Consider the following 24745-nt stretch of genomic DNA (forward strand, 5'->3'; position numbering starts at 1 on the left):
ACCACCGTTGGGCAACACGCCAGCGCTACCGCGCTGCAGCATGGTCCCGGCGTGCTGCGTTGCACACGCCGTGCCAGAGATGCGTCAGGCGCGCCGCACGCCCCAGAAGAGCGAGGAACCGCCCCGCACCACGCCCGTGATGCTGCGCCGCCAGGCCTGCGGCGGCCGCACCAGGCCGAGCGGGATGAAGGGCACCTCGTCCCAGGCCACGCGCTGGATCTCCTGGGCGACGCGCTGCGCCGCCGCCTGGTCGGGCGCGTCGAACCATTGCTCGCGCAGCGCCTCCAGCCGCGGCATGGTCGGCCAGCCGGACCAGGCCTGCGCGCCGTTGCCGCGCAGCGGCTGGTGGCTGCCGGGCACCGAGACGTCGAGCCCTTCCCAGGTCGTGCAGAAGACGCTCCAGCCGCCCTGCTCCACCGGGTTGCGGTTGGTGCGGCGCTGGATCTGCGTGCCCCAGTCCATGGCTGGGAAATCGACGTTGAAGCCGACCCGGCGCAGCAGGTCCGCCGCGACTTCCGACAGGTTCTGCAGCACCGGAAGGTCGGTCGCGGACATCATGACGACCCGCTGGCCGGCATAGGAGGAGGCCCGCAGCGCGGCGCGCGCCGCCTCCAGATCGCGCGGCCCCGAGAGAGCCTCCAGCCCGGCACCGTTCGCGAGCGGCGTGCCCGGCGTGAAGACGCCCGCCGGCACGACGGAGAGCCCCGCATCCGTGCCGATCGCCGCATCCATGAAGGCGCGCTGGTCCACGGCCGGCAGCAGCGCGCGCCGCACCGCCACGTCGTTGAAGGGCGGGTGCAGGAAATTGAAGCGCAGCACGCCGAGATTGCCGGCCGGGTTCACCACGCCGATCTCGATGTCGCGGTTGCGGCGCAGCAGCGGCAGCAGGTCGGGCAGCGGCGTCTCCCACCAGTCCGCCTCGTTGTTCTGCAGCGCGGCGCCGGCCGTCGCCGGGTCGGGCATGATGCGCCACTCGACGCGGTCGAAATGCACCGGCTTGGCGCCGGCGAGGAAATCGGTCGGCTCGCTGCGCGGCACATAGCCCTCGAAGCGCTCGTAGACCGCAACGTCGCCGGGCCGGAAGAGATCGCGGCGGAAGCGGAAGGGTCCGCTGCCCGTGGGGTCGGTGATCTGCGTGAAGGGATCGGTCCGCGCCACGCGCTCGGGCATGATAGCGCAGATATTGGCCGACGGCTTGCCCAGCGCCCAGGCGAGGCCGGGCCAGGGCTTCTTCAGCCGGATCCGGATGGTGCGGTCGTCCGGCGCCGAGACCTCCTCGCCGAGCGCGACGAGCCGGCTGCCCAGCACGTCCCGCTTGGACCAGCGCAGGATGGAGGCCACGCAGTCGCGGGCGCGCACCGGCTCGTTGTCGTGGAACTTCAGGCCCTCGCGCAGGCTGATGGTCCAGGTCAACCCGTCGACGCCGATCTCGTGCCCTTCCGCCATCTGCGGCCGCACCTGATAGTCGGCACCGAGGCCGTAGAGCAGGTCGTAGACCATCAGCCCGTGGTTGCGGACGACGACCGCCGTGCTCCAGACCGGATCGATGCTGGCGAGGTTCGCCTGCGGGATGAAGCGCAGCGTGCGCGCGGAGGCCTGAGCCGAGGCGAGGCTGGGCGCGCCGAGCAGCGCCGCCGCGCCGCCCAGGCTCGCCCTGCGGGAGATGCCCATGGCGCTCAGGCCTTTCCGATGTTCCAGAACACCGTCGCGGGCGCCCGGAAGACGCCGGTGAGGTTCCGCCGCCAGGCGCTCGGCTGCCAGTAGTAGCCGAGCGGCAGGTAGGACATGACCTCCATCGCGCGGCGGTTGAGCTGCTCGGCGATGGCGCGGCTCTCCTGCGGGCCGTCCGCATTGATCCAGGCGCCGCGCAGCCGCTCGATCTCCGCGTCGTCCGGCCAGCCGAACCAGGCATTGGCGCCGTTGGCGCGGACCGCGTTGTAGGCGGCGGGATTTACGCAATCCGCGCCGGCGTGCCAGCTGTGGAACATGCTCCAGCCGCCCTGATTCGGCGGGTTCTTCATGGCGCGGCGCTGGCCCGTGGTGCCCCAGTCGGTCGCGCGGCGGTTGAGCTGCTCGGCGATGGCGCGGCTCTCCTGCGGGCCGTCCGCATTGATCCAGGCGCCGCGCAGCCGCTCGATCTCCGCGTCGTCCGGCCAGCCGAACCAGGCATTGGCGCCGTTGGCGCGGAGGAACAGGTGGAAGACCGGCATGGTCAGCGACTGGCCGGAGGAGGTGGTGTGGATGATGCTCCAGCCGCCCCGCTCCACCGGCTCCTTGCTGGCGCGGCGCTGGATCAGCGTGCCCCAGTCGGCCGAGATGAGCTCCAGGTTCATGCCGAGGCGCTGCAGCAGATCCGCCGTCACGAGGGAGAGCGCGTTGATCTGCGGATAGTCGCCCGGCGCGATGAGCACGACCTTCTCGTCGCGATAGCCCGCCTCGCGCAGCGCGGCCTTGGCGCGCTCGAGGTTGTGGATCTTCAGGATCTCGCTGCCGGCCTCGTTGGCGAGCGGCGTGTCGCAGGTGAAGACGCCCTCGCAGACGCCCCAGCCCCGCGTGTCGGTCCCGGCCACGGCGGTGAGGTAGTCGCGCTGGTCCACCGCCATGGCGACCGCGCGGCGGATCGCGGGATTGTTGAAGGGCGGCTGTAGCGTGTTGAAGCGCGCGATGCCGTAGGTGCCGTCGAGCAGCCGCTGCTCCACCACGAGCTCGCGCGAGCGGCGCATGACCGGCAGGAGGTCGTGCAGCGGATATTCCCAGTAATCCTGCTCGCCCTGGGTCATGGCGGCGGCGCTGGTGGCCGGATCGGAGATCACCGTCCATTCCACGCGGTCGATGCGCGGCGCGCGGCCGCCGGCCAGGCCGTCCACCGCCTCCTGCCGGGGCACGTAGCCGTCATGCTTCGCCCAGACCGCCTTCTGGCCGGGGTTCCACTCATTCGCCACGAAGCGGAAGGGACCGCTGCCGATGGCCTCGCGGATCTGGGTGAAGGCGTCGGTGCTGGCGATGCGCTCGGGCATGACGAAGCAGGGGAACTGCGTCTGGCCGAGCGCCTGGAGCAGCAGCGGGACAGGGCGATGCAGGCGGAAGCGGAAGCGGCGGTCGTCCATCGCCTCCACCTCGGCGACGCTCGGCTGCAGCACCTGCATGAAGGGATCGCGCCGGGCCCAGCGCCTGATCGAGGCGACGGCATCCTTCGAGGTCACCTTCTGGCCGTCGTGGAAGACGAGGCCCTCGCGCAGGGTGAAGGTGAGCGTGAGGCGGTCGTCCGAGAGCGACCAGCCCTCCGCCATCTGCGGCCTGATCTCGCCCTGGGCGTTCTGGGCGCAGATCTGGTCGAAGACCATGAAGGCGTTGTTGCGCGTGACGACGGCCGTGGTCCACACCGGATCGAGGCTGGTGAGGTTGGCCTGGGGGATGACGCGCAGCACGCGCGCGGCGCCGCCCTGGGCGCCCGCCACCCTGGGGGCGGCCACGCCCGCCGCCGTTGCCGCCATGACGCTGCGCCTATGGATCATCGCTTCCTCCAAAGAAGATCGAGGGGCTTCGCCCCCCGAACCCACCAAGAAACTCAGCTTCCTGGATTCGTCCGTCAGGGGGGCAGCGGAGCCCCCCTCAACTCCTCCGGATGCCCCAGAACAGCGCCAGCCCGGACACCCGATCCGCCAGGTTGGTGCGCAGCGCGGTCAGCGACTTGTACGCACCGACCGGGATATAGGGCAGCTCGTCCAGCGCCACGGTCTGCATCTCGCGCGTGATGCGCTGCTCGGTGGCGAGGTCCGGCGCCTCGAACCAGCTGTCGCGCAGCTCCTCGAGCCTTGGGATGGTCGGCCAGCCGAACCAGGCGTCGTTGCCGTTGCCGCGCAGCGGGAAATGCGCCGCCGGGTTCACGAAATCGAAGGAGGAGAAGGCGGTGAAGAGCATGCTCCACCCGCCCCGGTCCACCGGCTCGCGCGAGGTGCGGCGCTGCACGGTCGTGCCCCAGTCGGTCAGCACGATGTCGGCGTTGAAGCCGAGGCGCCGCACGAGGTCCGCGCCCACCTGGGTCATGGCCGAGGGCGCCAGGATGTCGGTCGGGCCGATCAGGCGCATGGGCTGGTTGGTGTAGCCCGCGGCGCGCATGAGCTCCTTCGCGCGGTCGATGCTGCGCGGGCCGTTCAGCACGGACATGCCGGCGTCCGAGGCCAGCGGCGTGCCCGGCGTGAACATGCCGCAGGTGGCGACATAGTTCTGCGGCTCGTCGCCGACCACCGCCGCCATGAAATCCGCCTGGCTGATCGCCGGCAGCATCGCCTGGCGCAGCTTCTTCTCGTTGAAGGGCGGGTGCAGGTGGTTGAAGCGCAGGATTCCGGTGAGCGGCAGGGGATCGATCGCCTCGATCTTGATGGCCCGGTTGCGGCGCAGCAGCTGCTGGATCTCCGGCGGCGGCTGCTCGTACCAGTCGATCTCGCCTGTCTGCAGCGCGGCGGCCGAGGTCGCCGCGTCGGTGATGATGTTCCACTCCACGCGGTCGAAATGCGCGACCTTCGGCCCGGCCGTGAGGCTCGGCGCCCCGCTGGAGACGGGGACGTAGTCGGCGAAGCGCGTATAGACGACGCGGCTGCCGGAGTTGAACTCGTCCGCCTTGAAGACGAAGGGACCGCTGCCGACCGTCTCGCGGATCTGGGTGAAGGGATCGGTGCGCGCCAGCCGCTCCGGCATCACGAAGGCCGGGCTGTTGGAGACCTGCGCCAGCGCCATGAAGAGCAGCGGGAAGGGCCGCTTGAGCCGGAAGCGCAGGCGCTTGTCGTCCACCACCTCGACCGCGTCGGTCACGGTCGCGAGCTTCTGGCCCATGGGGTTACGGCGCATCCAGCGGGTGAGGCTCGGCACCACGTCCTGCGCGCGCACCGGCTCGCCGTCGTGGAACTTCAGCCCGTCGCGCAATGTGATGACGACGATCTTGCCGCCATCCTCCAGCACGTGCCCGGACGCCATCTGCGGCGCGGTCTGGAAATCCGCATTCACGCCATAGAGCGTGTCGTAGACCATGTGGCCGTGGTTGCGGGTGACGTTCGCCGTGGTCCAGATCGGGTCGAGGCTGGTGAGGTTCGCCTGCGGGACGAATTTGAGCACGCGGTTCTGGGCCGGCTGCGCCAGGGCGGGGCCCGCCAGGGTGGCGGCGGCGGCGCCGGCGAGGAGGTCACGGCGTTTCATGGGCAGGTCCCTTATGGTCGTGCGGCGCAGGTTGAAAGCGGCGGCCGCGATCGGTCAAGTTGTTATAGCAGCACGGAAGGCAGCCAGGTGGCCGATAACGGGAAGAGCACGACCAGCGCCAGCGCAATAATCTGGATCATCACGAAGGGAATGATTCCGCGATAGACGTCCTGGGATGTGACGCCCGGAGGCAGCACGCCCTGGATGTAGAAGAGCGTCGGCCCCAAAGGCGGGGTCAGGAAGCTCGTCTGCAGGTTCAGCGCGAGCAGCACGCCGAACCAGATGGGATCGATGCCCATCTGCATCAGCACCGGGCCGGTGATGGGCACGACGATGATGACGATCTCCGTGAAGTCCAGCGGAAAGCCCAGGAGGAAGACGATGAGCATCACGAGGAACAGCGCGCCGTACTTCCCGCCCGGCATGGCCTCGAGGACGGAGCGCACCACGTCGTCGCCGCCCAGGCCGCGGAAGACCAGGCTGAACAGGGTGGCGCCGATGAGCGTCCCGAAGATCATCGCCGTCACGCTCATGGTGGCGTGCGAGGTCGGGCCGAGGATGCCGTCCCTGAAGGTGCGCGAGAGCGAGACGAGGATGCCCCAGGCCAGGACCAGGGTGAGGACCGCCGCCGCGACGAGCGCGAGCTGGTCGGCGAGCGGCGCCTCCTGCCGGCCGAGGCGCAGGTCGAAGAAGCTGCGCAGCACCACCAGCAGCAGGGCCGCCGCATTGGCGAGATGGATGGGCGCGGGCGAGCCCTTCCCCGCCCGCAGCCCCGCCAGCAGCAGCGCGCCGATGGCGCCGACCGCGGCGGATTCCGTGGGCGTCGCGATGCCGGCCAGCGTCGAGCCGAGGATCGCCACCAGCAGCACGATGGGCGCGACCAGCACCTCGACCAGCGTGGCGAGGCTGACGTTTCCGGCCTCGTCCGGCGGTACGGCAGGGCCGATCGACGGCTTCCACCAGCACAGCACCGCCTGGTAGATCATGTAGAGCGCCGTCAGCACCAGGCTCGGGATCATCGCGCCGGCATAGAGATCGCCAACCGAGATGGTCTGGATGGAGAACAGCCCCTGGGAGAGCTGCGCCTGCTGATAGGCCGAGGCCAGCACCTCGCCCAGCACGACCATGACCGTGGCCGGCGGGATGATCTGCCCGAGCGTGCCGGCCGCGCAGATGCTGCCCGTGGCGAAGGCCGGGTCGTAGCGGTGGCGCATCATGGCCGGCAGGGCGATCAGCCCCATGGTGACGACCGTCGCGCCCACCACGCCGGCCGAGGCGCCGAGCAGCGCGCCCACCACCGTGACCGAGATGGCGAGGCCGCCATTCATCTTGCCGAAGAGCCGACCCATCGCCTCCAGCAGGTCCGGCGCGATGCGGCTGCGCTCCAGCATCATGCCCATGAAGACGAAGAGCGGGATGGCGATCAGCGTCTCGCTCGTCATCGTGCCGAAGATGCGCTGCGCCAGCGCGCCCAGCAGGAAGTGGTCGAAGACGCCGAAGGCGATGCCGAGCCCGCCGAAGACCATGGCGCAGCCGGTCAGGATGAACATCACCGGCAGGCCGACCATGATGAAGGTGCAGAGCGCCGCCATCATGCCGATGTTGAGCCAGAGCCCGATGCCGCTCATGCCTCGCCTATGGCCTGGCGGTGGGGAAAGGTCTCGGAGGCCGCGCCGCCGATGACCGCGATCGCCCGGCAGGCCACCGAGACGGATTGCAGCGCGAGCAGCCCCACCATCACCAGGATCAGGGCCTTGAGATAGGGCAGCAGGGGCACGCCGCCCATCTGCATGGGCCCCTCGTTGAAGCGGAAGGAAAGCGCCACGTAGCCCCAGCTCGCCCAGACGACGAGCGCGCAGAAGGGCAACACGAAGAAGGCCACGCCCGCGAGCTCCAGCCAGGCCCTCGGCCGCTCGCGCCACCGCCCCCAGAAGAAGTCCACCCGGACATGGGCGTCGAGCATGTAGACGTAGCCGATCGCCAGCATGAAGAGCGGGGCGTGGAAATAGATCACCGCCTCCTGCGCCCAGGCGAAGCTGGAACTGAAGGCGTAGCGCATCACCACGACGGCGAACTGCATGAGCACGAGGGCCACGGCGAGCCACTTCGCCGCCTGGCCGATCCGGCGCGAGACGGCGTCGATCCCGTTCGCCACGGCCAGGAGAAGGCGCAAGCGGCTCAGCCCCAGCGGATCGGCAAGGCGCGTGCGTTGAAGTTGCCGGCGTAGGATTGCAGCATGTAGGCCGCGCTGCGAACCCGGAAGGCGGCGTAGGAATCGGCGATGCGCTTCACCATCGGGTCGGCATGGCTGCGGTATTCGGCCAGCATCTCGCCCGCGGTGTTGCCGAAGGCGATCAGCAGGTCGCGCGGCGCCTCGCGCACGACGACGCCATGGCGCGCCACGAGCTCGGCGAGCGCGATCGGGTGGCGCACGTCGTATTCGCTGGTCGTCTCCTCGTGCAGCGACATGGCGGAATAGCGCACGACGGCCTTCAGATCGTCCGGCAGGGCGTTCCAGCGGGCCATGTTGATGCCGATCTCCTCGGCCGAGGAGGGCTCCTGCACGCCGGGGAAGTAGTAGTTCTTCGCCACCTGGTGCAGGCCGAGCGGCGCGTCGGAGAAGGGGCCGAGGAACTCGGCGGCGTCGATCGTGCCGGACTGCAGCGCCGGGAAGATCTCGCCCGCCGGCAGGTTCACCACCGAGGCGCCGGCGCGGCGGAACATCTCGGCGCCCAGGCCGGTCGTGCGGAAGCGCAGGCCGCGGAAGTCGTCGATGGAGCGCAGCTCGCGGCGGAACCAGCCCATCCATTGCGGGCCGGAATTGCCGACGATGAAGGGCTTCACGCCGAAGCGGCCGTAGATCTCGTCATACATGGCCTGGCCGCCGCCATGGATCATCCAGCCCTGCTGCTCATAGGCGGTGAGGCCGAAGGGAAAGCTGCCGAAGAAGCCGATGCCGGGCGACTTCGAGACCCAGAAGGCCGGCACGCCGTGGTAGAGGTCGGCCGTGCCGGCGGCCACCGCATCGAAGGCGCCCGGGGCCGGGACCACCTCGCCGGCGGCGAAGAGCCGCACCGTGAGCCGCCCGCCCGAGAGCGCCGCGATCCGGTCGGCGCAGCGCTGCGCGGCGACGCCCGGGCCCGGCAGGTTGCGCGGCCAGATGGTGACCATGCGCCACTCGATCCGCCCCTGGCTCAGGGCCGGCGAGGAGAGGGTCGCGCTGGCCGCGACGGTGCCGGCGGCGGCGGCCTGTGCAAGGTTGCGGCGCTTCATGCCCGAAGTCCCCTGATGATGGTTCTCCCCCAAGAGTGACAGGGGATTCACGCCGCTGCCAAGCAATACCGCACGGAAAAAGCTGGCCCTTTCCTGGGCATGGACGGCCCCCGCCCAAAAACCGTGCAGCCGCCCAGCTCAGGCGACCACCGGGAAATCGGCCCCTTCGAGCAGCGCCCCATCCGGCAGCGTGACGTGCCGCAGCGGCGGCGAGCCCCTGCCCTTCCGGTCAATGAAGACCGCATCCTGCCCCACCCAGCGCGCCGAGAAGACGCGCCGCCTGTTCTGCCGCGAGGTATTGGCCGGCGCCCCGTGCACCGTCCGGAAATGGAACGCCACGGCATCGCCCGGCTCCATGGCCCAGCCGAGGATGCGATAATCGGCGCGGTGCGCGTCGATGTCGGGCATCTCGGCCGCCGTGTCGCCCTCGTAGAGGTCGGTGCCGTCGAAGCGCTTCGGCTTGTGGCTCACGCCCCAGAGATGCGAGCCCGCGACGCATTCCAGCGTCGTCTCGCGCCCGACGGGATCGAGCGGGATCCAGAAGCTCACGCTCTGCTGGCCGCCGACGCAGTAATAGGGACTGTCCTGGTGCCAGGGCGTGACGATGGAGGTTCCCGGCTCCTTCACCAGCACGTGGTCGTGGAAGAAGCGCGAGACGGGCGAGCGCATGAGCTGCCCCGCGAGCGCGGCGGCCGGGCTCTCGAATACGAAGGCGCGGAATTGGGGGATGCGCTGCCAGTTGCACAGGTCCTGGAAGAACTTCGCAGAACCGTCCCTGGGCAGGTAGGAGCGCTCCAGCGGGCTGGGCGCCTCCATCAGCGCGGCGATGCCGGCCGAGAGCGGCGCGACCCAGTCGCGGAAGGCGCCACGCAGGAGGACGGCGCCGTCGGCCGCATAGGCGTCGATCTGGGCCTGGTCGAGCGGGGGCATGACTTCTCCTGAACGAGGGATCGCAGGCTATTCAGGCGGAGGCCGGCTCGCCAACCCCGTTTTGGCTGGACAGCCGGATTCCGGGACGTTCTCCTGCCGGGAACGATCTGGAGGAAACACCATGCTTCGCCGAGCTCTGCTCGTCGCGCCCCTTTGGGCGCCCGCCATCGTCTCCGCGCAAAGCCTGCAGGACCGCCCCATCCGCCTCGTCGTCCCCTATTCGGCGGGCGGCGTGGCAGACACCGTGGCGCGGATCCTCCAGCAGAAGGTCTCGGAGCATCTCGGCCAGCCGCTGATCGTCGAGAACCGGACCGGCGCGGCCGGCGCCATCGGCGCCGCCTTCGTGGCGCAGTCGCCGCCGGACGGTCACACGCTGCTACTGGAGGGCGCCACCTCCATCACCGGGCCGCTCGCCCATCGCGGCATGACCTTCGACTACGCCGCCATGCCGATCTGCGCCCAGATCACCGCCGCGCCCTATGTCCTCGGCATCAGGGCCGGCTTCCCGGGCGACGACCTGCGCGGCTACCTGGCCGAGGCGCGCCGCCGGCCCGGCGAGGTCACCTTCGGCACGCCGGGCGTCGCCCATATCGCGCATCTGATGGGCGAGATGCTGCAATCCCTCGCCGATGTCCGGCTCGAGCACGTGCCCTTCCGCGGCGGGGCCGATGCGGCGCGCGAGGTGGCCGGCGGCCGCATCGATTCCTGCCTCATCAGCGAGAGCAGCTTCTCGCCCGTGCTGCGCGGCGAGCGCGGCCGGGTGGTCGCCGTGACCGGGGCCGCGCGGCGGCTGAACCTGCCGAACGCGCCCACCATCGGCGAGATCGTGCCCGGCTACGAGCTCTCGACCTGGATGATGATCTTCTCGCCGCCCGGCACCTCCATGCCCATCCGCCGGCGCCTGTCCCAGGCCTTCGCGGCGGCGGTGACCGACCCCCGGCTGCGCGGGCGAATCGAGGAGAGCGGCAACGACCCCGTCAGCGCCGGGCCCGAGCAGGCCGAGGCGCTGTGGCGCAGCGAGCGGGAAAAGCTGACCGCACTGATGCGTCGTGCAGGTTTGGTGGCGGGGTAGTCTTGTGGCCTCCGCGCGACTTCGCTAGATGAGCCGCGGACCGGGGGCGCTTAGCTCAGCGGGAGAGCACTTCCCTGACACGGAAGGGGTCACAGGTTCAATCCCTGTAGCGCCCACCATCCTTTCAACGACTTAGATGGTAATGCCTCGGTCCCCCGGAGGGCGTAGTGCCCAAGTAGGGCACAACAATCCCCCCGGCCGGGCGCCCTCAATCGCCCCGGCGCAGCACCAGAAAGATGCAGAAGCCCGCGCAGGCCAGGGCCGCGAAGATCGGCAGCCCATGCGTCGTGATCCCCATGGAGAAGCCGGCCAGCGCCGGGCCCAGCAGCGCCCCCACGCCCCAGGCCAGCCCCATCACGGCATAGATCCCGACGAGGTCGGTCCCCTTGAAGCGGCTGCCCACCAGGGTCAGCATGATGGTGTAGATGCCCACGAAGGCGCCGCCCCAGACGAAGAGCGTCGCATAGGACAGCACGGGGTCGTGCAGCACGAAGGGCCAGAGCAGCGCGCCGGCCGCCGAGACCACGCCCAGCATCAGCACCAGCCGTCCCCGGTCCATCCGGTCGCCAAGCCAGCCGATCGGCAGCTGCAGCAGGATCGCGCCCACCATCAGCGCCGTGATGAGCCGGGGCGCCTCGGCCTCGGTCCAGCCGGCCCCCATGGCGTAGAGGGCGAGGAAGGACATGCCGGCCGTCTCGATGGCCGCATTCAGCACGGTCGCGGCGATGGCCACGGGGGCGAGGCGCAGGTAGCGCATCGGCCCGCCGGTCGGCGCCTCGCCGAAATGCGGCGCGGCGACGCGCTTCGTCGCGACCAGGGGGATCGCGCAGGCGACCAGCAGGGCGCCGATCGCATAGGGCAGCGCGCCGTTCGTCCCGACCAGCGAGAGGATCAGCGGTCCCGCGGCGAAGCCCAGCGAGAGGGCGGCCGTATAGGTGGCCATGGCGCGGGCGCGGGTGGCCTCGGCGGAGAGGTGGTTGATCCAGGTCTCGGAGAGGACGAAGAGTGTCTCGGCCGCGCAGCCCAGCAGCAGGCGAAGGGGAAACCATAGCCAGATCAGCGGCATGGCCGGAAAGAGCAGCACCACGACGGCGGACAGGACCAGGGCGCCCACCACCATCGGCCGCGCGCCGAACCGCGCCACGAGTCGCGGCAGGAGCGGTGCCGTCAGCAGCACGCCGACGGCATGCATCGCTGCGTTCAGGCCGATGGCCGTCTCGCCCAATCCGCGCTCGGCGAGGTCGAGCGCGATGAGCGGAGCGGTCAGGCTGTAGGTCAGCCCGAAGATCGTCGCGACCGCGATGACGGCGGCGCGGGCCAGCAGAGGCGCGGGCTGGTCGTTCATGCGGCGCGCTCGACACGGCGATGGGCCCGCCAGCGCATCCAGGCGCTCCGCAGGCGGCCGAGCCAGCCCATCTGGTGGGGCTCCACCACGCGGCGGAGCGCGCGGGCATAATCATAGACGAGCATGGGGGTCCAGGTCAGGGTCTCGGCCCGCCGGCGCAGCGCGGCGGCCACCCAGAGGTCGGGGTTGAGCAGCAGCCGGGGGAGCCGCCGCCAGAGGGGGCCGCTGCCGCCCATCCCCTCCAGCGCCGCATCCAGCGCGACGGCGACGGCGACCGAGCAGTTGCGGCGGGTGAAGTTGTAGGTCCGGTCCCGGGAGTAATGCGCCCAGTGAATGAGCAGGCGCGCGGCGTTGAAGCGCCGGAAGGCGATATGCGCGTCGGCCGGGAACCAGGTGTCCACCTCGTAGCGGTAGCTGTCGAGGAAGCGGCCGGGCACGTCGTTCTCGGCCGTGGCGCGGAGCTGCTGGAGGAACCCCGCGGCGGCACGCTCGGTCTCCTCCGCCGGGTAGTGGCTGATGTACAGATGCGGCGCGAAATCCAGCACGGCATGTCCGCTGGAGATCTTCCCGCTCTTGTCCACGGCGGCGATGTAGCGGTCCACCACCGGGCGCCGCGTCGCGATCTCGGCCGAGCCGGTGGGCGTCCAGATGCGGACCACCATGGCAGGACGGCCGGACATCTCGGGCAGGCCGACGGCGCGCACCTCCTCCAGATGCTCGTACCAGCCGGGCGGGCCGAAGCCCGGGATGGAGAGGATCGAGGCATCGGGCGGCAGGCGGCGCAGCGCCAGCCCCATCCGGGCCAGCGTGATCCCGTTCATGATCAGCAGCAGCGCGATGGCGAAGGGCACGGTGAGGTGATAGCTGAGCGGCCAGTTGCTGATCGCCAGCATGGCCAGCCCCGCCTCGACCAGCCCGCCGGCGATCGCGACCCGCCAGCGCCGGAAGCGCAGGACCCAGGCGCCGGCGATGCGCAGCACCGCATCGATCAGGAAGGCCAGCCCGAAGAGCAGGCTGTTGGCGATCTGGTTGTTCCAGGGCAGGTCGACGATCAGCAGGCCCAGCACCAGCAGGCCGCCGGCCCGGACGAGGACCATCCGGTTGGCGCGGATCTGGGGGCTCAGCGTGCCGAGCAGGCCGAGCGCGCCGCTCAGCACCAGGATATAGCCGAAGGCATGGGTGGCAACGACGGTGGCGCCGTCGCTGGTGTCGAGCAGGATCAGCAGGCCGAGGCCGCAGGCTGCGACGCCTGCGGCCATCAAGGCGGGCCAGCGCGCGCGCAGGGCGGTGGCACCGGTCAGGAGGAGGGCCAGGCGGATCATACCTGGCCGCACCATAGGGCTTTGCGACGGCGCCTCAACCGGCGGTTGCGAGCGCCACGCGAATGGCCGCCAGGGCGTCCCCGGCCTTGTCGCCCTCGGGACCGCCGGCCTGGGCCATCTCGGGCCGGCCGCCGCCGCCCTTGCCGCCGACCGCCGCCGCGCCCGCGCGGACCAGGGCCACCGCATCGGCGCGGCCCTTGGCCACCTCGCCCACGCCCACCACGATGCTGGCCTTGCCCTCGGCCGAGGAGACCAGCCCGACCACATCGGCCCCGCCGTCCTTCAGGATGGCCTCCGCGATGCCCTTGAGCTCCTTGCCCGGCATGTCACCGAGGTCGCGCAGCGCCAGCCGCAGGCCGGCCACAGTCTCGATCTCGGCCGAGGCGCCGCCGGTGGCGAGCTTCTTGCGGGTTTCGGACAAATCCCGTTCCAGCTTGCGGCGCTCCTCGATGAGGATCGCGATGCGGGCGGGCAGGTCGGCCGGGCTGACCTTCATGGCGGCGGCGGCCTCGCGCAGCAGGCGGCTCTCGGCCTCCATGGCCGCATAGGCCGCCTCGCCCGTCACGGCCTCGATGCGGCGCACCCCGGCGCTGACGGCGCCCTCGCCCACGAGCCGGAACATGCCAATGTCGCCCGTGCGCTTCACATGCGTGCCGCCGCAGAGCTCGATCGAATAGTTGCCCTTCCGGTCGGTGGCGGCGGGGTCGTGGCCCATGGCGACGACGCGGACTTCCTCGCCGTACTTCTCGCCGAAGAGCGCCATCGCCCCCTCGGCCACGGCGGCGTCGGGGGTCATGAGGCGCGTGGTGACCTCGGCATTCTCGCGGATGCGCGCATTCACCTCGGCCTCGACCCAGGCCAGGTCCTCCGACGCGATGGGGGTGGGCTGGCTCACGTCGAAGCGCAGCCGGTCGGGCGCGACCAGCGAGCCCTTCTGGGCGACATGCGTGCCGAGCCGGCGGCGCAGCGCCTCGTGCAGCAGGTGCGTCGCCGAGTGGTGCGAACGGATGGCGGAACGGCGTGTGTGATCGACCTCGGCCACCACGGCCTGGCCGACCTCGATGTCGCCGCTCTCGACCTTGCCGAGATGCACGAAGAGGTCGCCCAGCTTCTTCTGCGTGTCGCGGATGCGGATCACGGCATGACCCGCGCGGATCACGCCGGCATCGCCCTGCTGGCCGCCGCTCTCCCCGTAGAAGGGCGTCTGGTTCAGCACGATCGCGACGTCGCGGCCGGCGGCCACACTGTTCACCGAGGCGCCGTCCGCCACGATGGCGGCGATAGCGCCCTCGGCGGATTCGGTGGAATATCCCAGGAAATCCGTCGCTCCGAGCTTTTCCTTCAGGTCGAACCAGAGCGTCTCCGTGGCCGCCTCGCCCGAGCCGGCCCAGGCGGCGCGGGCGCGCCTCTTCTGCTCGGCCATGGCACTGTCGAAGCCGGCCACGTCCACCGCCCGGCCCTCGGCGCGCAGCGCGTCCTGCGTCAGGTCGAGCGGGAAGCCGTAGGTGTCGTAAAGGCGGAAGGCGACGTCGCCGGGGAGCGGCTGGCCCTCGCCGAGCTTGGCCTTCTCGGCCTCCAGCAGGCCGAGGCCACGGTCCAGCAGCGTGCGGAAGCGGTTCTCCTCCAGCCGGAAGGTTTCCGTGATCAGGCTCGCCGCGCGGGACAGCTCCGGGTAGGCGGCCGCCATCTGGCGCTCCAGCGCGGGGAAGAGCCGGTGGAGCAGCGGCTCCTGCGCGCCCATCATATGGGCGTGGCGCATGGCGCGGCGGAGAATGCGGCGCAGCACATAGCCGCGCCCCTCATTGGAGGGCAGCACCCCGTCGGCCATCAGGAAGGAGCCGGCGCGCAGGTGGTCGGCGACCACACGGTGGGAGGAGCGGAAGGGCCCGTCCGGCTCCTGGCCGGTGAGCTGGGCGGATTCGAGGATGATCGCCCGGAAGGTGTCGGTGTCGTAGTTGTCGTGCTTGCCCTGGAGGATCGCCGCGAAGCGCTCCAACCCCATGCCCGTGTCGATCGAGGGGCGGGGCAGCGGATTGCGCGTCCCGGCCGGCTCCTCGAGGTACTGCATGAAGACCAGGTTCCAGATCTCGATGAAGCGGTCGCCGTCCTCGTCCGGGCTGCCGGGGGGGCCGCCGGGGATCTTGTCGCCGTGGTCGTAGAAGATCTCCGAGCAGGGCCCGCAGGGGCCGGTGTCGCCCATGCGCCAGAAATTGTCGGAGGTGGCGATGCGGATGATCCTGCTGTCGGGCAGGCCGGCGATCTTGCGCCAGAGGGCGGCCGCGTCCTCGTCCTCGGAATAGACGGTGACGAGGAGCTTGTCCTTGGCGAGCCCGAAATCCTTGGTCAGCAGTTCCCAGGCATGCGTGATCGCCTGCTCCTTGAAGTAGTCACCGAAGGAGAAATTGCCGAGCATCTCGAAGAAGGTATGGTGCCGGGCGGTATAGCCGACATTGTCCAGGTCGTTGTGCTTGCCGCCGGCGCGCACGCATTTCTGGGCCGTCGTCGCGGTGGAATAGTCCCGCTTCTCCTGGCCGGTGAAGACGTTCTTGAACTGCACCATGCCCGAATTGGCGAACATCAGCGTCGGATCGTTGCGCGGAACGAGCGGGCTGCTCTCCACGATCCGGTGCCCATTGCGCGCGAAATAGCCCAGGAAGGTGGCGCGGATGTCGTTGCTGCTGCTCATCGGGGGTGCTCTGAAAAACCTGAGGGGCGGAATTACCCTGGCAGGACATGCCTCTCAATAGGGGCGCCTCAATAGGCCGGGCTCGTCTCGGTCACGGAGACATGGGCGGAGACCACCTTCCAGCCAAGGTCGGGGAAGCGCACCCAGGTCTGCGTCTGGCGGGCCGGGGCGTCGCCGCGGCCGCGCATCCTGAAGATCAGGTTCACGGTGGCGATGTCGCGGCCGAGGGTCAGGATGTCGAGGCGGATGCGCTCCAGCTTGATGCCGGGACCGGGCGGCCGGCGGACGCGGTGGGCGTGGATCTCGTCGAAGCCGAAGCCGTTCTCATGGATGGCGAGCCGGATGGTGTGGGGCGAGTTCCAGAAGGTGTCGTCCAGGACCTCCACGTTCTTGTCGATCAGCGCCTGCTCGTAGCGCTCGAACTTTTCCCGGATTTCCTCGACGACCTCGGGGATGTTGGGGGTCATGCGAGCTTCTCCATGGCCATGGCGGTGCGGACGAGCAGCGTGTCGGCGCCGCGGGCCCCCATGAGGGACAGGCCGACGGGCCGGCCCTCGACCGTGGCGCCGGGCAGGTTCACCTGGGGGTGCCCGGCGAGCCCGCCCTGGGCGCAGAGACAAAGAATCTGGTCGCGCAGCGGCGTCAGCACGTCCAGCGGCAGGCCGGCCTTCGGCGCCGGGAAAGGCGTGGTCGGCATGGCGAGGATCGTGCCGGGCGGCAGCAGGTGCCGCAGCCGCCCGCGGACCTCACGCCGCATGAGCTCGGCCCAGCCGCGATCCGCCTCGCTGGACATCGCGCCGAGGACCAGCCCCTTGGCGACGCTGAAGGCGAAGCGCGGATTGTCGCGCTCGATCCATTCGCGAAAGGTCTGCCAGGCCTCGACCGGCTGAAGCACCCGCTGGGCGCGGCCCCAGACCGAGAGGCCGGCCGGCGCCATCACGACCTCCTCGACCTGCGGAACGATCGTCCTCAGGCGGTCCAGCATGGGCCGCAGCGCCTCGGCCACCGCGGGCTCCGCGAAGCCGAAGGCGTCGGTGGCGAGGAGGAGGCGGGTCGGCATCGCCTCGCCGATCGGCTCGCCCAGCAGCACCTCCGAGACGCGGGCGAAGGTCTGTGCCTCACGTGCGAACCAGCCGGTCGTGTCCGAGCTCGGCGCCTGCGGCATCATGCCCATGAGGTCCAGCCGCCCATGCGTAGGCCGGATTCCATGGAGCCCGCAGAAGCTGGACGGCACGCGCACCGAGCCGCCGGTATCCGTGCCCAGCGCCGTGTCGCAGAGCCCCTGCGCCACCGCGCTCGCCGAGCCCGAGGAGGAGCCGCCCGGCACATGGCCCGGCGCCGCCGGATTGAGCGGCGTGCCCTCGAAGGCGTTCTCGCCGAGGATGCCGAGCGAGACCTCGTCGGTGACGGTCTTGCCGATCAGCGTGGCGCCGGCGTCGAGCAGCGCCTGCACCGCCCAGGCATGCCGCGCCGGCACCGGATTCTGCCGCGCCCAATCCGGATTGCCGCCGCCCGTGGGATGGCCCGCGACGTCGAAGAGGTCCTTCGCGGCGAAGGTCAGCCCATCGAGCGGGCCGCCGGCACGCCCTTCGACGCGGACGGAGGTTCCGGGAACGAAAGGCGACGACATGGAGGCAGCTCCGAACGGTCAGGCGGTCAGCTTGGCCGGGACGGCGCGCGCTGGCGAGGGCGGATCAGTCCTCCGCGTCGTCCGAGTCCGACGTGGCCAGCATCGTCTCGGCCACTGCCGGGCCCTGCCCGCGGATGCGCTTCTCGATGCTCTCCGCCATGGCCGGGTTGTCGCGCAGATACTGCTTGGCGTTCTCGCGCCCCTGCCCGATCCGCTGGCCGTCGCAGCTGAACCAAGCGCCGGACTTTTCGATCACCGCGCCCTTCACGCCGAGATCGATGAGCTCGCCCACCTTGCTGATGCCCTCGCCGAACATTATGTCGAACTCGACCTGCCGGAACGGCGGCGCCATCTTGTTCTTCACGACCTTCACGCGGGTCTGGTTGCCTGTGACCTCCTCGCGCTCCTTGATGGAGCCGACGCGGCGGATCTCGAGCCGCACGGAGGAGTAGAACTTCAGCGCGTTGCCGCCCGTCGTCGTCTCCGGATTGCCGAACATCACGCCGATCTTCAGGCGGATCTGGTTCAGGAAGATCAGCAGGCAGTTGGAGCGGCTGACCGTGCCGGTCAGCTTGCGCAGCGCCTGGGACATCAGGCGGGCGTGCAGGCCGACATGGGTATCGCCCATCTCGCCCTCCAGCTCGGCCTTGGGCACGAGCGCGGCGACGCTGTCCACCACCAGCACGTCGATGGCGCCCGAGCGCACCAGCGTGTCGGCGATCTCCAGCGCCTGCTCGCCGCCGTCGGGCTGGCTGATCAGCAGGTTCTCCACATCGACGCCGAGCTTGCGCGCATAGCCGGGGTCCAGCGCATGCTCGGCATCGATGAAGGCGCAGGTGCCGCCGCCCTTCTGCGCCGCCGCGATGGCATGCAGCGCCAGCGTCGTCTTGCCCGAGGATTCAGGACCGTAGATCTCGATGATGCGGCCCTTGGGCAGGCCGCCGATGCCCAGCGCCAGGTCGAGCCCCAGCGAGCCGCTGGAGATGACCTCGATCCCCTCCATGGCGCTCTTCGAGCCCATGCGCATGATCGAGCCCTTGCCGAAGGCCCGCTCGATCTGGCTCAGCGCGGCGTCGAGCGCCTTTCCCTTTTCCATCCTGGAAATCCCCTCAAGGCCACAACCAAAGACAGCAGAAATGCCGCCGACCACACGCTGATAGGCCAGGCTCGGAGTCCACCGATAGCCGAAACCGAAGCAGCGCTTCTGTTCTAGTTATGTTCTTTTTCCTGGCATGTTGCAAGGGCCGTTCAGGCCGTTCCGAGCGCTTTTCTGACCGCGGCCAGCAGCGACTCGGGCGTATAGGGCTTGGCCAGGAAATGCATCCCCTGCCCCGCGAGATCCGAATCGACGGTGGAAGCGGAGTAGCCCGACAGCAGGAGAATCGGCAGGCCCGGATGGCGCGCCCGCACGGCCCGTGCCAGCTCCAGCCCGTCCATGCCCGGCATCGCGACATCCGTCGCGACGAGGCAGGGCTCCAGCCCCACCTCGATGCGCCCGAGCGCCTCTTCCGCGTCGCCCGCCACCTCGACGCCGAAGCCCGCCTGCTGCAGCCCGAACCGCGCGACGCGCAGCAGGTTGGGCTCGTCATCCACCAGAAGCACCGGGCCCTCGACAGCCCGCTTCTCCGCGACCGGCGGGGGCGGCTCGGAATCCGCGGGGCCGTCATGCCGCGGGAGCACGATCCGGAAGGTCGTGGCGCTGGGCCGGCTCTCGACCTCCATCTGCCCGCCGAACTGGCCCACGATCCCCTGGACGGTCGCGAGCCCCAGCCCCGTCCCGCCCTGGTCGAGCCTGGTGGTGAAGAAGGGCTCGAAGATCCGCGGCACGATCTCGGGCGCAATGCCGGGCCCGTCATCCGTGACCTCCACCACGGCGTAGCGACCGGGATTCAGCGCCTCGCCCGCGAGCACCAGCCGCCGCCCCGTCGCGATCCGCAGCCGCCCCCTCCCCTTCATGGCGTCGCGCGCGTTCACCACGAGATTCAGCAGCACCTGGTCCCATTGCGAGGGATCGACGCGGATGCGCCGCGAAGGCTCCTCCAGCTCCAGCTCCAGCACGATTCCCGCGCCGAGCAGACGCGGCAGCAGGATGGCGAGCTGCCGGACTGATTCGTTCAGCTCGACGATGCGCGGCGCCATCACCTGCTGCCGCGCGAAGGCGAGCAACTGCCGGACCAGCGCCGTGCCACGCTGCGCGGCGCCCTCGATCGCGCCAAGCTCCTCGGCCGCCTCCGGCTGCGCTGCGATGCGCCGCAGCGCCGTGGAGGCGCCGAGTATCACGCCGAGCAGGTTGTTGAAGTCATGCGCGATGCCGCCGGCCAGCCGGCCCAGGATCTCGAGGCGCGCCGAGCCGCCCGCCGCCGGCTCCAGCAGGATCATCGCCCCCGCGCCGCCCAGCGGCAGGGCGCGCAGCCTGCCGCCGCCCTCGACCGGAACCGCGATCGGCGTCTCGCCGCGGAGCGCGGCCGCCATGACCTCGGCTGCTGCCGGGAAGACCCGCGCCGCCTCGTCACCGGGACGGATCAGCAGCCCGCCCTCCAGGCTTCGGCGCAGCGCGAGATTCGCGACCAGGATCCGCCCGGCCGAATCCAGCAGCAGGGCCGGCTGCGGCAGCGCGGCGATCACGGCTTCCGCGCCCGCCAGGTTCCGGTCGGGCATCAGGCCCGTCCGCGCAGGCGCATCACATAGGCGATGATCTTCGCGACCGCCTCCCAGTGCTCGTTCGGAATCTCCGCCTCCACCTCCAGGCGATGCAGCGCGCGCGCCAGCGGCGGATCGGGCACGATCGGCACGCCCGCCTCCCGCGCCGCCTCGCGGATCCGCGCCGCCATCGAATCCACCCCCTTGGCCACCAGCTTCGGCGCAGCGGCTTGCCCGGCTTCGTAGGACAAGGCAACGGCGTAATGCGTCGGATTGGTGACGACGACGGTCGCCTTCGGCACCGCGGCGAGCATGCGCCGGCGGCCCATGGATTCGCGCAGCTGCCGCATCCGGCCCTTGATCTGCGGGTCGCCCTCGCTCTCCTTCATCTCCTCCTTCAGCTCCTGGCGCGACATGCGCAGGCGCTCCAGATGGCGATGGCGCACCAGCAGAAGATCGAGCCCCGCGAGGAGCGCGAAGGCGGCAAGCGTCGTCAGCACCAGGCGCGCCACGCCGCGCCCGGCAGCGGCGAAGATCTCCGAGGGCGGCGTCTCCAGCATCGCCGAGAGGCCGGGAAGGTCCGCGGCCACGAACCAGAGCGCCGCGGCGACGACGCCGATCTTCAGCACCGTCTTGAGGAATTCGAGCAGCGCGTCCGCTCCGAGGATCCGCTGGAGACCCGTCGCGGGCGAAAGCTTGGACAGGCTCGGGACAAGCTGGCTCAGGGAGATCGCGCCGCGAGTCTGCGCCAGGGTCGCGACCACCGCGCCCAGGATCGCGGCGACGGCGACGGGCCATGCCAGGCCGAGGAACAGCCCGAGCCATTCCGCGCCGGCCCGCGCCGGCTCCATCTCGTGGGCGCGCGAGAAGCTGCCCCGCATGGCGGCTGCCAGGCCGCGGATCTGACCCGGCATCAGTAGCGCCGCGCCCAGCGCCGAGGCCATCAGCGTCGCGAAACCCACCGCCTCGCGCGACAACGCGACCTGCCCTTCCTCCCAGGCCTTCCGGAGCCGCTTTGGGGACGGCTCTTCCGTGCGGTCCTCGGTCGCCTCGTCGTCGCTCTCCGCGCCGGCCATGGCTCAGTCTGCCCCCGGCAGGCGGAGGAAGCCGGCCGCCATGCCGCGCGCCCAGACGTCGAGCATGTTCGGCAGGAGCAGCAGCATCAGCAACAGCCCGCCCAGGATCTGCGCCGGCGAGGCCAGGACGAAGATCTGCGCATGCGGCGCGAGGCGCGCGATAAGCCCCAGCCCCGCATTGAAGAAGATCGCGGCCAGCACGAAGGGCGCCGCGAGCTGCATGGCCAGGAGCAGGCTCTCGCCCACGCGGCGCGCCACCGCCTCGGCCACGGCGCCGCCCGGCCAGCCGCCGCCCGGCGGGAGGACGCTGTAGCTCTCCGCCAGGGCGCGCAACGGGACCTCGTAGAGCCCGGTGGCCAGCATGAGCGCCGCCGTGGCCAGCGAGAGCAGCCGCGCCAGCGCCGTCGCGCTGCTGCCAAGCACGAGGTCGCCCTGAAGGGGCGAAGCGAGGCCGATCATCAGCGAGACCACCTGCCCCGCCTGGGCCAGGGCCATCGAAAGGAAGCGCGCGAGGAGCCCGATCCACAGGCCCGCAAGAATCTCGCCGGCCACCAGCGCCAGCAGTCCCGAGACCTCGCCCGGCAACGGCGGCAGTCCGGGCGACAGGACCGGCAGGAGGGCGAAGACCAGTCCCGCCGCCAGCGCCATGCGCAGCGTCGCCGGGATCTCCGCCTCGCCGAGGCCGGGCAGCAGCATGACGGCCGCGCCCATGCGGCACAGGATCAACGCGGCATGGAAGGCCAGCCCGGGCAGGGCGGCCAGCAGCGCGGCATCGGCCGGCGCGATCACGGCAGCCCGCCGACCGCGACGACCTGGTCGAAAAGCCGCGCCGCCCAGGCCTGGAGCACGCCCGTCATGAAGGGCCCGGTGAAGAGCAGCAGGCCGCCGATCGCGGCGACCTTCGGCAGAAAAGCCAGGGTCGCCTCCTGGATCTGCGTCAGCGCCTGCAGCAGCGAGACGACGAGGCCGATGGCGAGCACGATCAGCAGCGGCGGCCCCGCCAGCTGCAGACCCACCCAGAGCGCCTCCCGCATCGCCATGACGACGGGTTGTTCCACCATGCCGCCCGCCTCCTGCGGGAGCGCGGCCGATCCGTTAGATCGGCATGCGCATCACATCCTGATAGGCTGTCACCACGCGATCGCGCACCGCGGTCGCCGTCTGCAGGGCGAGCTCCGCGCGCGAGACTGCGAGCACCACATCCGTGACGCTGCCCTGGCCGGTCAGCGCCTGGGTCGAAGCCGCATCGGCGCTGCGGCCGATCTCGATCGCGCCCTGCACGGCCCGCTGCAGCGTCTCGCCGAAGCCCGCGCCCTCCGAGACCGCCTCGCCTGCGCCTTGGACCGCTCGATAGGCCGCGGCCGCGCCGGCGGCGCCAAGGACTGGAAGGGCCATCAGCGCAGCGTCTCGATGGCGCGCATCAGCATGCCGCGCGTGGTCTCGAGCACCGCGAGATTGGCAGAGTAGCTGCGGTTCGCCTCGCGCATGTCCATGTTCTCGATCATGCTGTCGACGTTCGGCGTCCGGACGTAGCCCCGCGCGTCGGCGGCCGGATGGCCGGGCTCGAAGCGCTCGGGAAACTCCCGCTGGTCGCGGCCGACGCGCGCGACCCGCACCGTCTCCGCGCCGAGCTCGCGGTCCACCCGGCTCGCGAAGGTCACGGTCTTGCGTCGGTACGGCTCGGCACCGGGCGACTGGCCGGTGCTGTCGCGGTTGGCGATGTTCTCCGCCACCACGCGCAGCCGCGTGGACTGCGCGGCCATGCCGGCGGCTGAGATCGAAAGCGCGCGATCGAGATCCATGAATACTCTCTTTCTCAGTTGCGGCCGAGCGCGGTGCGGAACAGGCCGAGGTATTTTCGGTGCAGCCCCATCGCGAGCGCATGCGCCTGGTCGGTCTCCGCGATGCGAAGGGCCTCGGCGTCCAGCGAGACGGCGTTGCCGTTGCGGCTGCGCTCGACGATGTCGCGGTCCTGCACGGTCAGGGCGCCGCTGCCTCGGGGCGCGACGTGATTTGCATCGGTGGTCGTCATCGCGGCTCCGTGCCGCCGGCGCTGCAGGATCTCGCCGAAAGGCACGGCGTCGCTCGGGCGGAAGCCGGGCGTATCGGCATTGGCCACGTTGCGCGCGAGGATGCGCTGACGCGTGTCGAGCCAGGCGAGGCGGCTTTCGGCGAGGGCGATCGGGCCGTGGCGGGTCAGGTCCATGGCCCCAGAGACACCGGCGCCGGTTAAGGAAGCGTGAAGGCCGTGCGTTGAGGGTTGGTTAAGACTTTTCCCCTCATGTTCCGACTATGTTCGAGAAACGATCTCAGCCGCCTTCGACCTTCGAGGTCGCCGCCACGATGGCGGCGATCGAGAGTCTCCATGGCACCTTGTCGATGGCGCGCGCCCTCGTCGTCACGGGCCGCGCGATCGACCTCGCCGGCCTGGATCGCGAGGCCGCGCGCCTCTGCGCGGCCGTGGCCTGCCTGCCCGGCGATTCCGGACGGGCGCTGCTCGATCCGCTGCAGACACTGACACGCGAGGTCGATCTGCTGACGGGCTGCATGCCTCGCCCCTGACGACACCCTGGCGCCGGCAGGAGGCCGCACCATGTCCTTCCTCGATCCTTCCCCGATGGCCCAGATGGCGGCCGCGCTCGGCGCCGTCCTGCTGCTGATCTGGAGCGCCTCCCGCCTGGCCGGCCGGCACAAGGCCAGGCTCCGGCCGGCCGGGCGCCTCGGCGTGCGCTCCGTCTGCGCCGTCGATCCGCGCCGCCGGCTCGTCCTGGTCGCCTGCGACGGGCGCGAGGGGCTGCTGCTCACGGGACCGGCGGGCGACCAGTTCCTCGGCTGGCTGCCCGGCGCATGACGCCTCTTCTTGCTCTCGCGGGCATGCTGCTGCTGGCGGACGGCGCTTCGGCGCAATCGGTCTCGATCGATCTCGGCGCCGGCGGGCAGGCCGGCGCCACGTCGCGCCTGGTGCAGCTCACGGCGCTGATCGGGCTGATCTCGCTCGCGCCCTCGCTGCTCATCATGGCGACGGCCTTCACGCGCATCGTCATCGTGCTGGCGCTGCTGCGCACCGCGATCGGCGCGCAGGGCGTGCCGCCCAATCCGGTGCTGATCGGGCTGGCGCTCTTCCTCTCTCTCTTCGTGATGCAGCCGGTGCTGGAGGAGGCCTGGCGGCTGGGCGTGGTACCGATGAACGAGGGCCGGATCGGCGATCTCGACGCCCTCGCCGCGATCGCCGAGCCGTTCCGGAAATTCATGGCCGCGAATGTGCGCGAGAGCGACCTGAACCTCTTCCTGGACCTCGCGCGACTGCCCATGGCCACGCCGGAGCAGGCTCCGTTCCGCGGGCTGATGCCGGCCTTCCTCGTCACCGAGCTGAAGCGCGCCTTCGAGATCGGATTCCTGCTGTTCCTGCCCTTCCTGGTGATCGACATGGTGGTGGCGTCGGTCCTGATGTCGCTGGGCATGATGATGCTGCCGCCCTCGGTCGTGGCCCTGCCCTTCAAGCTGATCTTCTTCGTGCTGGTGGACGGCTGGGCCCTGCTGTCGTCCAGCCTCGTGCAGGGCTTCGCCATGCCATGAGC

General features: G+C 70.6%; 24 protein-coding genes and 1 tRNA gene. 5 read left to right on the forward strand and 20 right to left on the reverse strand.

Annotation, left to right across the window (positions count from 1 at the left end; all coding sequences use genetic code 11):
• Positions 1 to 84: 84 nt before the first annotated feature.
• The 7 genes from EJV46_RS17680 to EJV46_RS17710 form a co-directional block, all read right to left on the reverse strand.
• Positions 85 to 1665, reverse strand: a complete 1581-nt coding sequence (locus EJV46_RS17680) for an ABC transporter substrate-binding protein (protein ID WP_370323098.1) — start codon at positions 1663 to 1665, stop codon at positions 85 to 87.
• A gap of 11 nt (positions 1666 to 1676) precedes the next feature.
• Positions 1677 to 3515, reverse strand: coding sequence for an ABC transporter substrate-binding protein (locus tag EJV46_RS17685; protein WP_131550017.1), 1839 nt, complete (start codon positions 3513 to 3515; stop codon positions 1677 to 1679).
• Between the two features lie 97 nt (positions 3516 to 3612).
• A complete protein-coding gene (locus EJV46_RS17690; RefSeq protein ID WP_131550018.1) occupies positions 3613 to 5193 on the reverse strand; it encodes an ABC transporter substrate-binding protein in 1581 nt (526 codons plus the stop codon).
• 62 nt (positions 5194 to 5255) lie between these two features.
• Complete coding sequence (locus tag EJV46_RS17695; protein ID WP_206020860.1) at positions 5256 to 6821, reverse strand: TRAP transporter large permease subunit; 1566 nt, start codon at positions 6819 to 6821, stop codon at positions 5256 to 5258.
• Positions 6818 to 7366, reverse strand: a complete 549-nt coding sequence (locus EJV46_RS17700; protein WP_131550019.1) for a TRAP transporter small permease subunit — start codon at positions 7364 to 7366, stop codon at positions 6818 to 6820. Before EJV46_RS17700 ends, EJV46_RS17695 begins: the two co-directional genes overlap by 4 nt.
• Before the next feature lie 5 nt (positions 7367 to 7371).
• Complete coding sequence (locus EJV46_RS17705) at positions 7372 to 8466, reverse strand: TRAP transporter substrate-binding protein (RefSeq protein WP_131550020.1); 1095 nt, start codon at positions 8464 to 8466, stop codon at positions 7372 to 7374.
• 138 nt (positions 8467 to 8604) lie between these two features.
• Positions 8605 to 9396 (reverse strand): phytanoyl-CoA dioxygenase family protein, encoded by a 792-nt coding sequence (locus tag EJV46_RS17710; RefSeq protein ID WP_131550021.1) that lies wholly within the window; start codon positions 9394 to 9396, stop codon positions 8605 to 8607.
• A gap of 121 nt (positions 9397 to 9517) precedes the next feature.
• On the opposite strand from EJV46_RS17710, the gene EJV46_RS17715 reads away from it, so the two are divergent.
• Both EJV46_RS17715 and EJV46_RS17720 read left to right on the forward strand, forming a co-directional pair.
• Complete coding sequence (locus EJV46_RS17715; RefSeq protein WP_165585597.1) at positions 9518 to 10468, forward strand: tripartite tricarboxylate transporter substrate binding protein; 951 nt, start codon at positions 9518 to 9520, stop codon at positions 10466 to 10468.
• A gap of 44 nt (positions 10469 to 10512) precedes the next feature.
• Positions 10513 to 10587: transfer RNA gene (locus EJV46_RS17720), tRNA-Val, on the forward strand.
• An 89-nt stretch (positions 10588 to 10676) separates the two neighbouring features.
• Here EJV46_RS17720 and EJV46_RS17725 read toward each other — a convergent pair.
• The 13 genes from EJV46_RS17725 to EJV46_RS17785 form a co-directional block, all read right to left on the reverse strand.
• A complete protein-coding gene (locus tag EJV46_RS17725; RefSeq protein ID WP_131550023.1) occupies positions 10677 to 11813 on the reverse strand; it encodes an MFS transporter in 1137 nt (378 codons plus the stop codon).
• Positions 11810 to 13135: an HdeD family acid-resistance protein gene (locus EJV46_RS17730; protein WP_131550024.1), complete on the reverse strand. Its 1326-nt coding sequence runs from the start codon at positions 13133 to 13135 to the stop codon at positions 11810 to 11812. Before EJV46_RS17730 ends, EJV46_RS17725 begins: the two co-directional genes overlap by 4 nt.
• 34 nt (positions 13136 to 13169) lie before the next feature.
• Positions 13170 to 15821: an alanine--tRNA ligase gene (alaS, locus tag EJV46_RS17735; protein WP_131550025.1), complete on the reverse strand. Its 2652-nt coding sequence runs from the start codon at positions 15819 to 15821 to the stop codon at positions 13170 to 13172.
• Between the two features lie 68 nt (positions 15822 to 15889).
• Positions 15890 to 16288 carry an AtzH-like domain-containing protein gene (locus EJV46_RS17740; RefSeq protein ID WP_131550026.1) on the reverse strand — a complete coding sequence of 133 codons (399 nt, stop codon included), beginning with the start codon at positions 16286 to 16288 and terminating at the stop codon, positions 15890 to 15892.
• Entirely contained in the window at positions 16285 to 17451 is a 1167-nt protein-coding gene (locus EJV46_RS17745; protein WP_131550027.1) for an amidase, read from the reverse strand. The genes EJV46_RS17740 and EJV46_RS17745 overlap by 4 nt, the downstream gene beginning before the upstream one ends.
• Positions 17452 to 17515: 64 nt before the next feature.
• The gene (gene recA / locus EJV46_RS17750) at positions 17516 to 18547 is read right to left on the reverse strand and encodes a recombinase RecA (protein ID WP_131550028.1); all 1032 of its coding nucleotides are present in this window, start codon (positions 18545 to 18547) and stop codon (positions 17516 to 17518) included.
• A 152-nt stretch (positions 18548 to 18699) separates the two neighbouring features.
• Positions 18700 to 20109: an ATP-binding protein gene (locus tag EJV46_RS17755; protein ID WP_131550029.1), complete on the reverse strand. Its 1410-nt coding sequence runs from the start codon at positions 20107 to 20109 to the stop codon at positions 18700 to 18702.
• Complete coding sequence (locus tag EJV46_RS17760; RefSeq protein ID WP_131550030.1) at positions 20109 to 21167, reverse strand: flagellar biosynthesis protein FlhB; 1059 nt, start codon at positions 21165 to 21167, stop codon at positions 20109 to 20111. Before EJV46_RS17760 ends, EJV46_RS17755 begins: the two co-directional genes overlap by 1 nt.
• A gap of 3 nt (positions 21168 to 21170) precedes the next feature.
• The gene (locus EJV46_RS17765; RefSeq protein ID WP_240782620.1) at positions 21171 to 21956 is read right to left on the reverse strand and encodes a flagellar biosynthetic protein FliR; all 786 of its coding nucleotides are present in this window, start codon (positions 21954 to 21956) and stop codon (positions 21171 to 21173) included.
• Positions 21953 to 22228 carry a flagellar biosynthetic protein FliQ gene (locus EJV46_RS17770; protein ID WP_131550031.1) on the reverse strand — a complete coding sequence of 92 codons (276 nt, stop codon included), beginning with the start codon at positions 22226 to 22228 and terminating at the stop codon, positions 21953 to 21955. Before EJV46_RS17770 ends, EJV46_RS17765 begins: the two co-directional genes overlap by 4 nt.
• Before the next feature lie 34 nt (positions 22229 to 22262).
• The gene (locus EJV46_RS17775; RefSeq protein WP_131550032.1) at positions 22263 to 22562 is read right to left on the reverse strand and encodes a flagellar hook-basal body complex protein FliE; all 300 of its coding nucleotides are present in this window, start codon (positions 22560 to 22562) and stop codon (positions 22263 to 22265) included.
• On the reverse strand, positions 22562 to 22969 hold the full coding sequence (gene flgC / locus EJV46_RS17780; protein ID WP_131550033.1) for a flagellar basal body rod protein FlgC: 408 nt from the start codon (positions 22967 to 22969) through the stop codon (positions 22562 to 22564). Before flgC ends, EJV46_RS17775 begins: the two co-directional genes overlap by 1 nt.
• A 14-nt stretch (positions 22970 to 22983) precedes the next feature.
• A complete protein-coding gene (locus tag EJV46_RS17785) occupies positions 22984 to 23373 on the reverse strand; it encodes a flagellar basal body protein (RefSeq protein ID WP_131550034.1) in 390 nt (129 codons plus the stop codon).
• 86 nt (positions 23374 to 23459) lie between these two features.
• Here EJV46_RS17785 and EJV46_RS17790 point away from each other — a divergent pair, with 86 nt between their 5' ends.
• The 3 genes from EJV46_RS17790 to fliP are packed head-to-tail and all read left to right on the forward strand — an operon-like array spanning position 23460 to position 24743.
• A complete protein-coding gene (locus EJV46_RS17790) occupies positions 23460 to 23729 on the forward strand; it encodes a hypothetical protein (RefSeq protein WP_131550035.1) in 270 nt (89 codons plus the stop codon).
• Positions 23730 to 23760: 31 nt separating this feature from the next.
• Positions 23761 to 24018, forward strand: coding sequence for a flagellar biosynthetic protein FliO (locus tag EJV46_RS17795; protein ID WP_131550036.1), 258 nt, complete (start codon positions 23761 to 23763; stop codon positions 24016 to 24018).
• Entirely contained in the window at positions 24015 to 24743 is a 729-nt protein-coding gene (fliP, locus tag EJV46_RS17800; RefSeq protein WP_131550037.1) for a flagellar type III secretion system pore protein FliP, read from the forward strand. Before EJV46_RS17795 ends, fliP begins: the two co-directional genes overlap by 4 nt.
• Positions 24744 to 24745 lie beyond the last annotated feature (2 nt).

The organism is Roseococcus sp. SYP-B2431, from assembly GCF_004336745.1.
Taxonomy (GTDB): domain Bacteria; phylum Pseudomonadota; class Alphaproteobacteria; order Acetobacterales; family Acetobacteraceae; genus Roseococcus.

What these genes read in the sequence shown, in the direction of transcription:
- EJV46_RS17685 (WP_131550017.1), bottom strand. Translation starts at nt 3,515, where the DNA reads ATGATCCATAGGCGCAGCGTCATGGCGGCAACGGCGGCGGGCGTGGCC.
- EJV46_RS17690 (WP_131550018.1), bottom strand. Translation starts at nt 5,193, where the DNA reads ATGAAACGCCGTGACCTCCTCGCCGGCGCCGCCGCCGCCACCCTGGCG.
- EJV46_RS17695 (WP_206020860.1), bottom strand. Translation starts at nt 6,821, where the DNA reads ATGAGCGGCATCGGGCTCTGGCTCAACATCGGCATGATGGCGGCGCTC.
- EJV46_RS17705 (WP_131550020.1), bottom strand. Translation starts at nt 8,466, where the DNA reads ATGAAGCGCCGCAACCTTGCACAGGCCGCCGCCGCCGGCACCGTCGCG.
- EJV46_RS17710 (WP_131550021.1), bottom strand. Translation starts at nt 9,396, where the DNA reads ATGCCCCCGCTCGACCAGGCCCAGATCGACGCCTATGCGGCCGACGGC.
- EJV46_RS17715 (WP_165585597.1), top strand. Translation starts at nt 9,518, where the DNA reads ATGCTTCGCCGAGCTCTGCTCGTCGCGCCCCTTTGGGCGCCCGCCATC.
- EJV46_RS17725 (WP_131550023.1), bottom strand. Translation starts at nt 11,813, where the DNA reads ATGAACGACCAGCCCGCGCCTCTGCTGGCCCGCGCCGCCGTCATCGCG.
- EJV46_RS17730 (WP_131550024.1), bottom strand. Translation starts at nt 13,135, where the DNA reads ATGATCCGCCTGGCCCTCCTCCTGACCGGTGCCACCGCCCTGCGCGCG.
- alaS (WP_131550025.1), bottom strand. Translation starts at nt 15,821, where the DNA reads ATGAGCAGCAGCAACGACATCCGCGCCACCTTCCTGGGCTATTTCGCG.
- EJV46_RS17740 (WP_131550026.1), bottom strand. Translation starts at nt 16,288, where the DNA reads ATGACCCCCAACATCCCCGAGGTCGTCGAGGAAATCCGGGAAAAGTTC.
- EJV46_RS17745 (WP_131550027.1), bottom strand. Translation starts at nt 17,451, where the DNA reads ATGTCGTCGCCTTTCGTTCCCGGAACCTCCGTCCGCGTCGAAGGGCGT.
- recA (WP_131550028.1), bottom strand. Translation starts at nt 18,547, where the DNA reads ATGGAAAAGGGAAAGGCGCTCGACGCCGCGCTGAGCCAGATCGAGCGG.
- EJV46_RS17755 (WP_131550029.1), bottom strand. Translation starts at nt 20,109, where the DNA reads ATGCCCGACCGGAACCTGGCGGGCGCGGAAGCCGTGATCGCCGCGCTG.
- EJV46_RS17760 (WP_131550030.1), bottom strand. Translation starts at nt 21,167, where the DNA reads ATGGCCGGCGCGGAGAGCGACGACGAGGCGACCGAGGACCGCACGGAA.
- EJV46_RS17770 (WP_131550031.1), bottom strand. Translation starts at nt 22,228, where the DNA reads ATGGTGGAACAACCCGTCGTCATGGCGATGCGGGAGGCGCTCTGGGTG.
- EJV46_RS17775 (WP_131550032.1), bottom strand. Translation starts at nt 22,562, where the DNA reads ATGGCCCTTCCAGTCCTTGGCGCCGCCGGCGCGGCCGCGGCCTATCGA.
- flgC (WP_131550033.1), bottom strand. Translation starts at nt 22,969, where the DNA reads ATGGATCTCGATCGCGCGCTTTCGATCTCAGCCGCCGGCATGGCCGCG.
- EJV46_RS17785 (WP_131550034.1), bottom strand. Translation starts at nt 23,373, where the DNA reads ATGGACCTGACCCGCCACGGCCCGATCGCCCTCGCCGAAAGCCGCCTC.
- EJV46_RS17790 (WP_131550035.1), top strand. Translation starts at nt 23,460, where the DNA reads ATGTTCGAGAAACGATCTCAGCCGCCTTCGACCTTCGAGGTCGCCGCC.
- EJV46_RS17795 (WP_131550036.1), top strand. Translation starts at nt 23,761, where the DNA reads ATGTCCTTCCTCGATCCTTCCCCGATGGCCCAGATGGCGGCCGCGCTC.
- fliP (WP_131550037.1), top strand. Translation starts at nt 24,015, where the DNA reads ATGACGCCTCTTCTTGCTCTCGCGGGCATGCTGCTGCTGGCGGACGGC.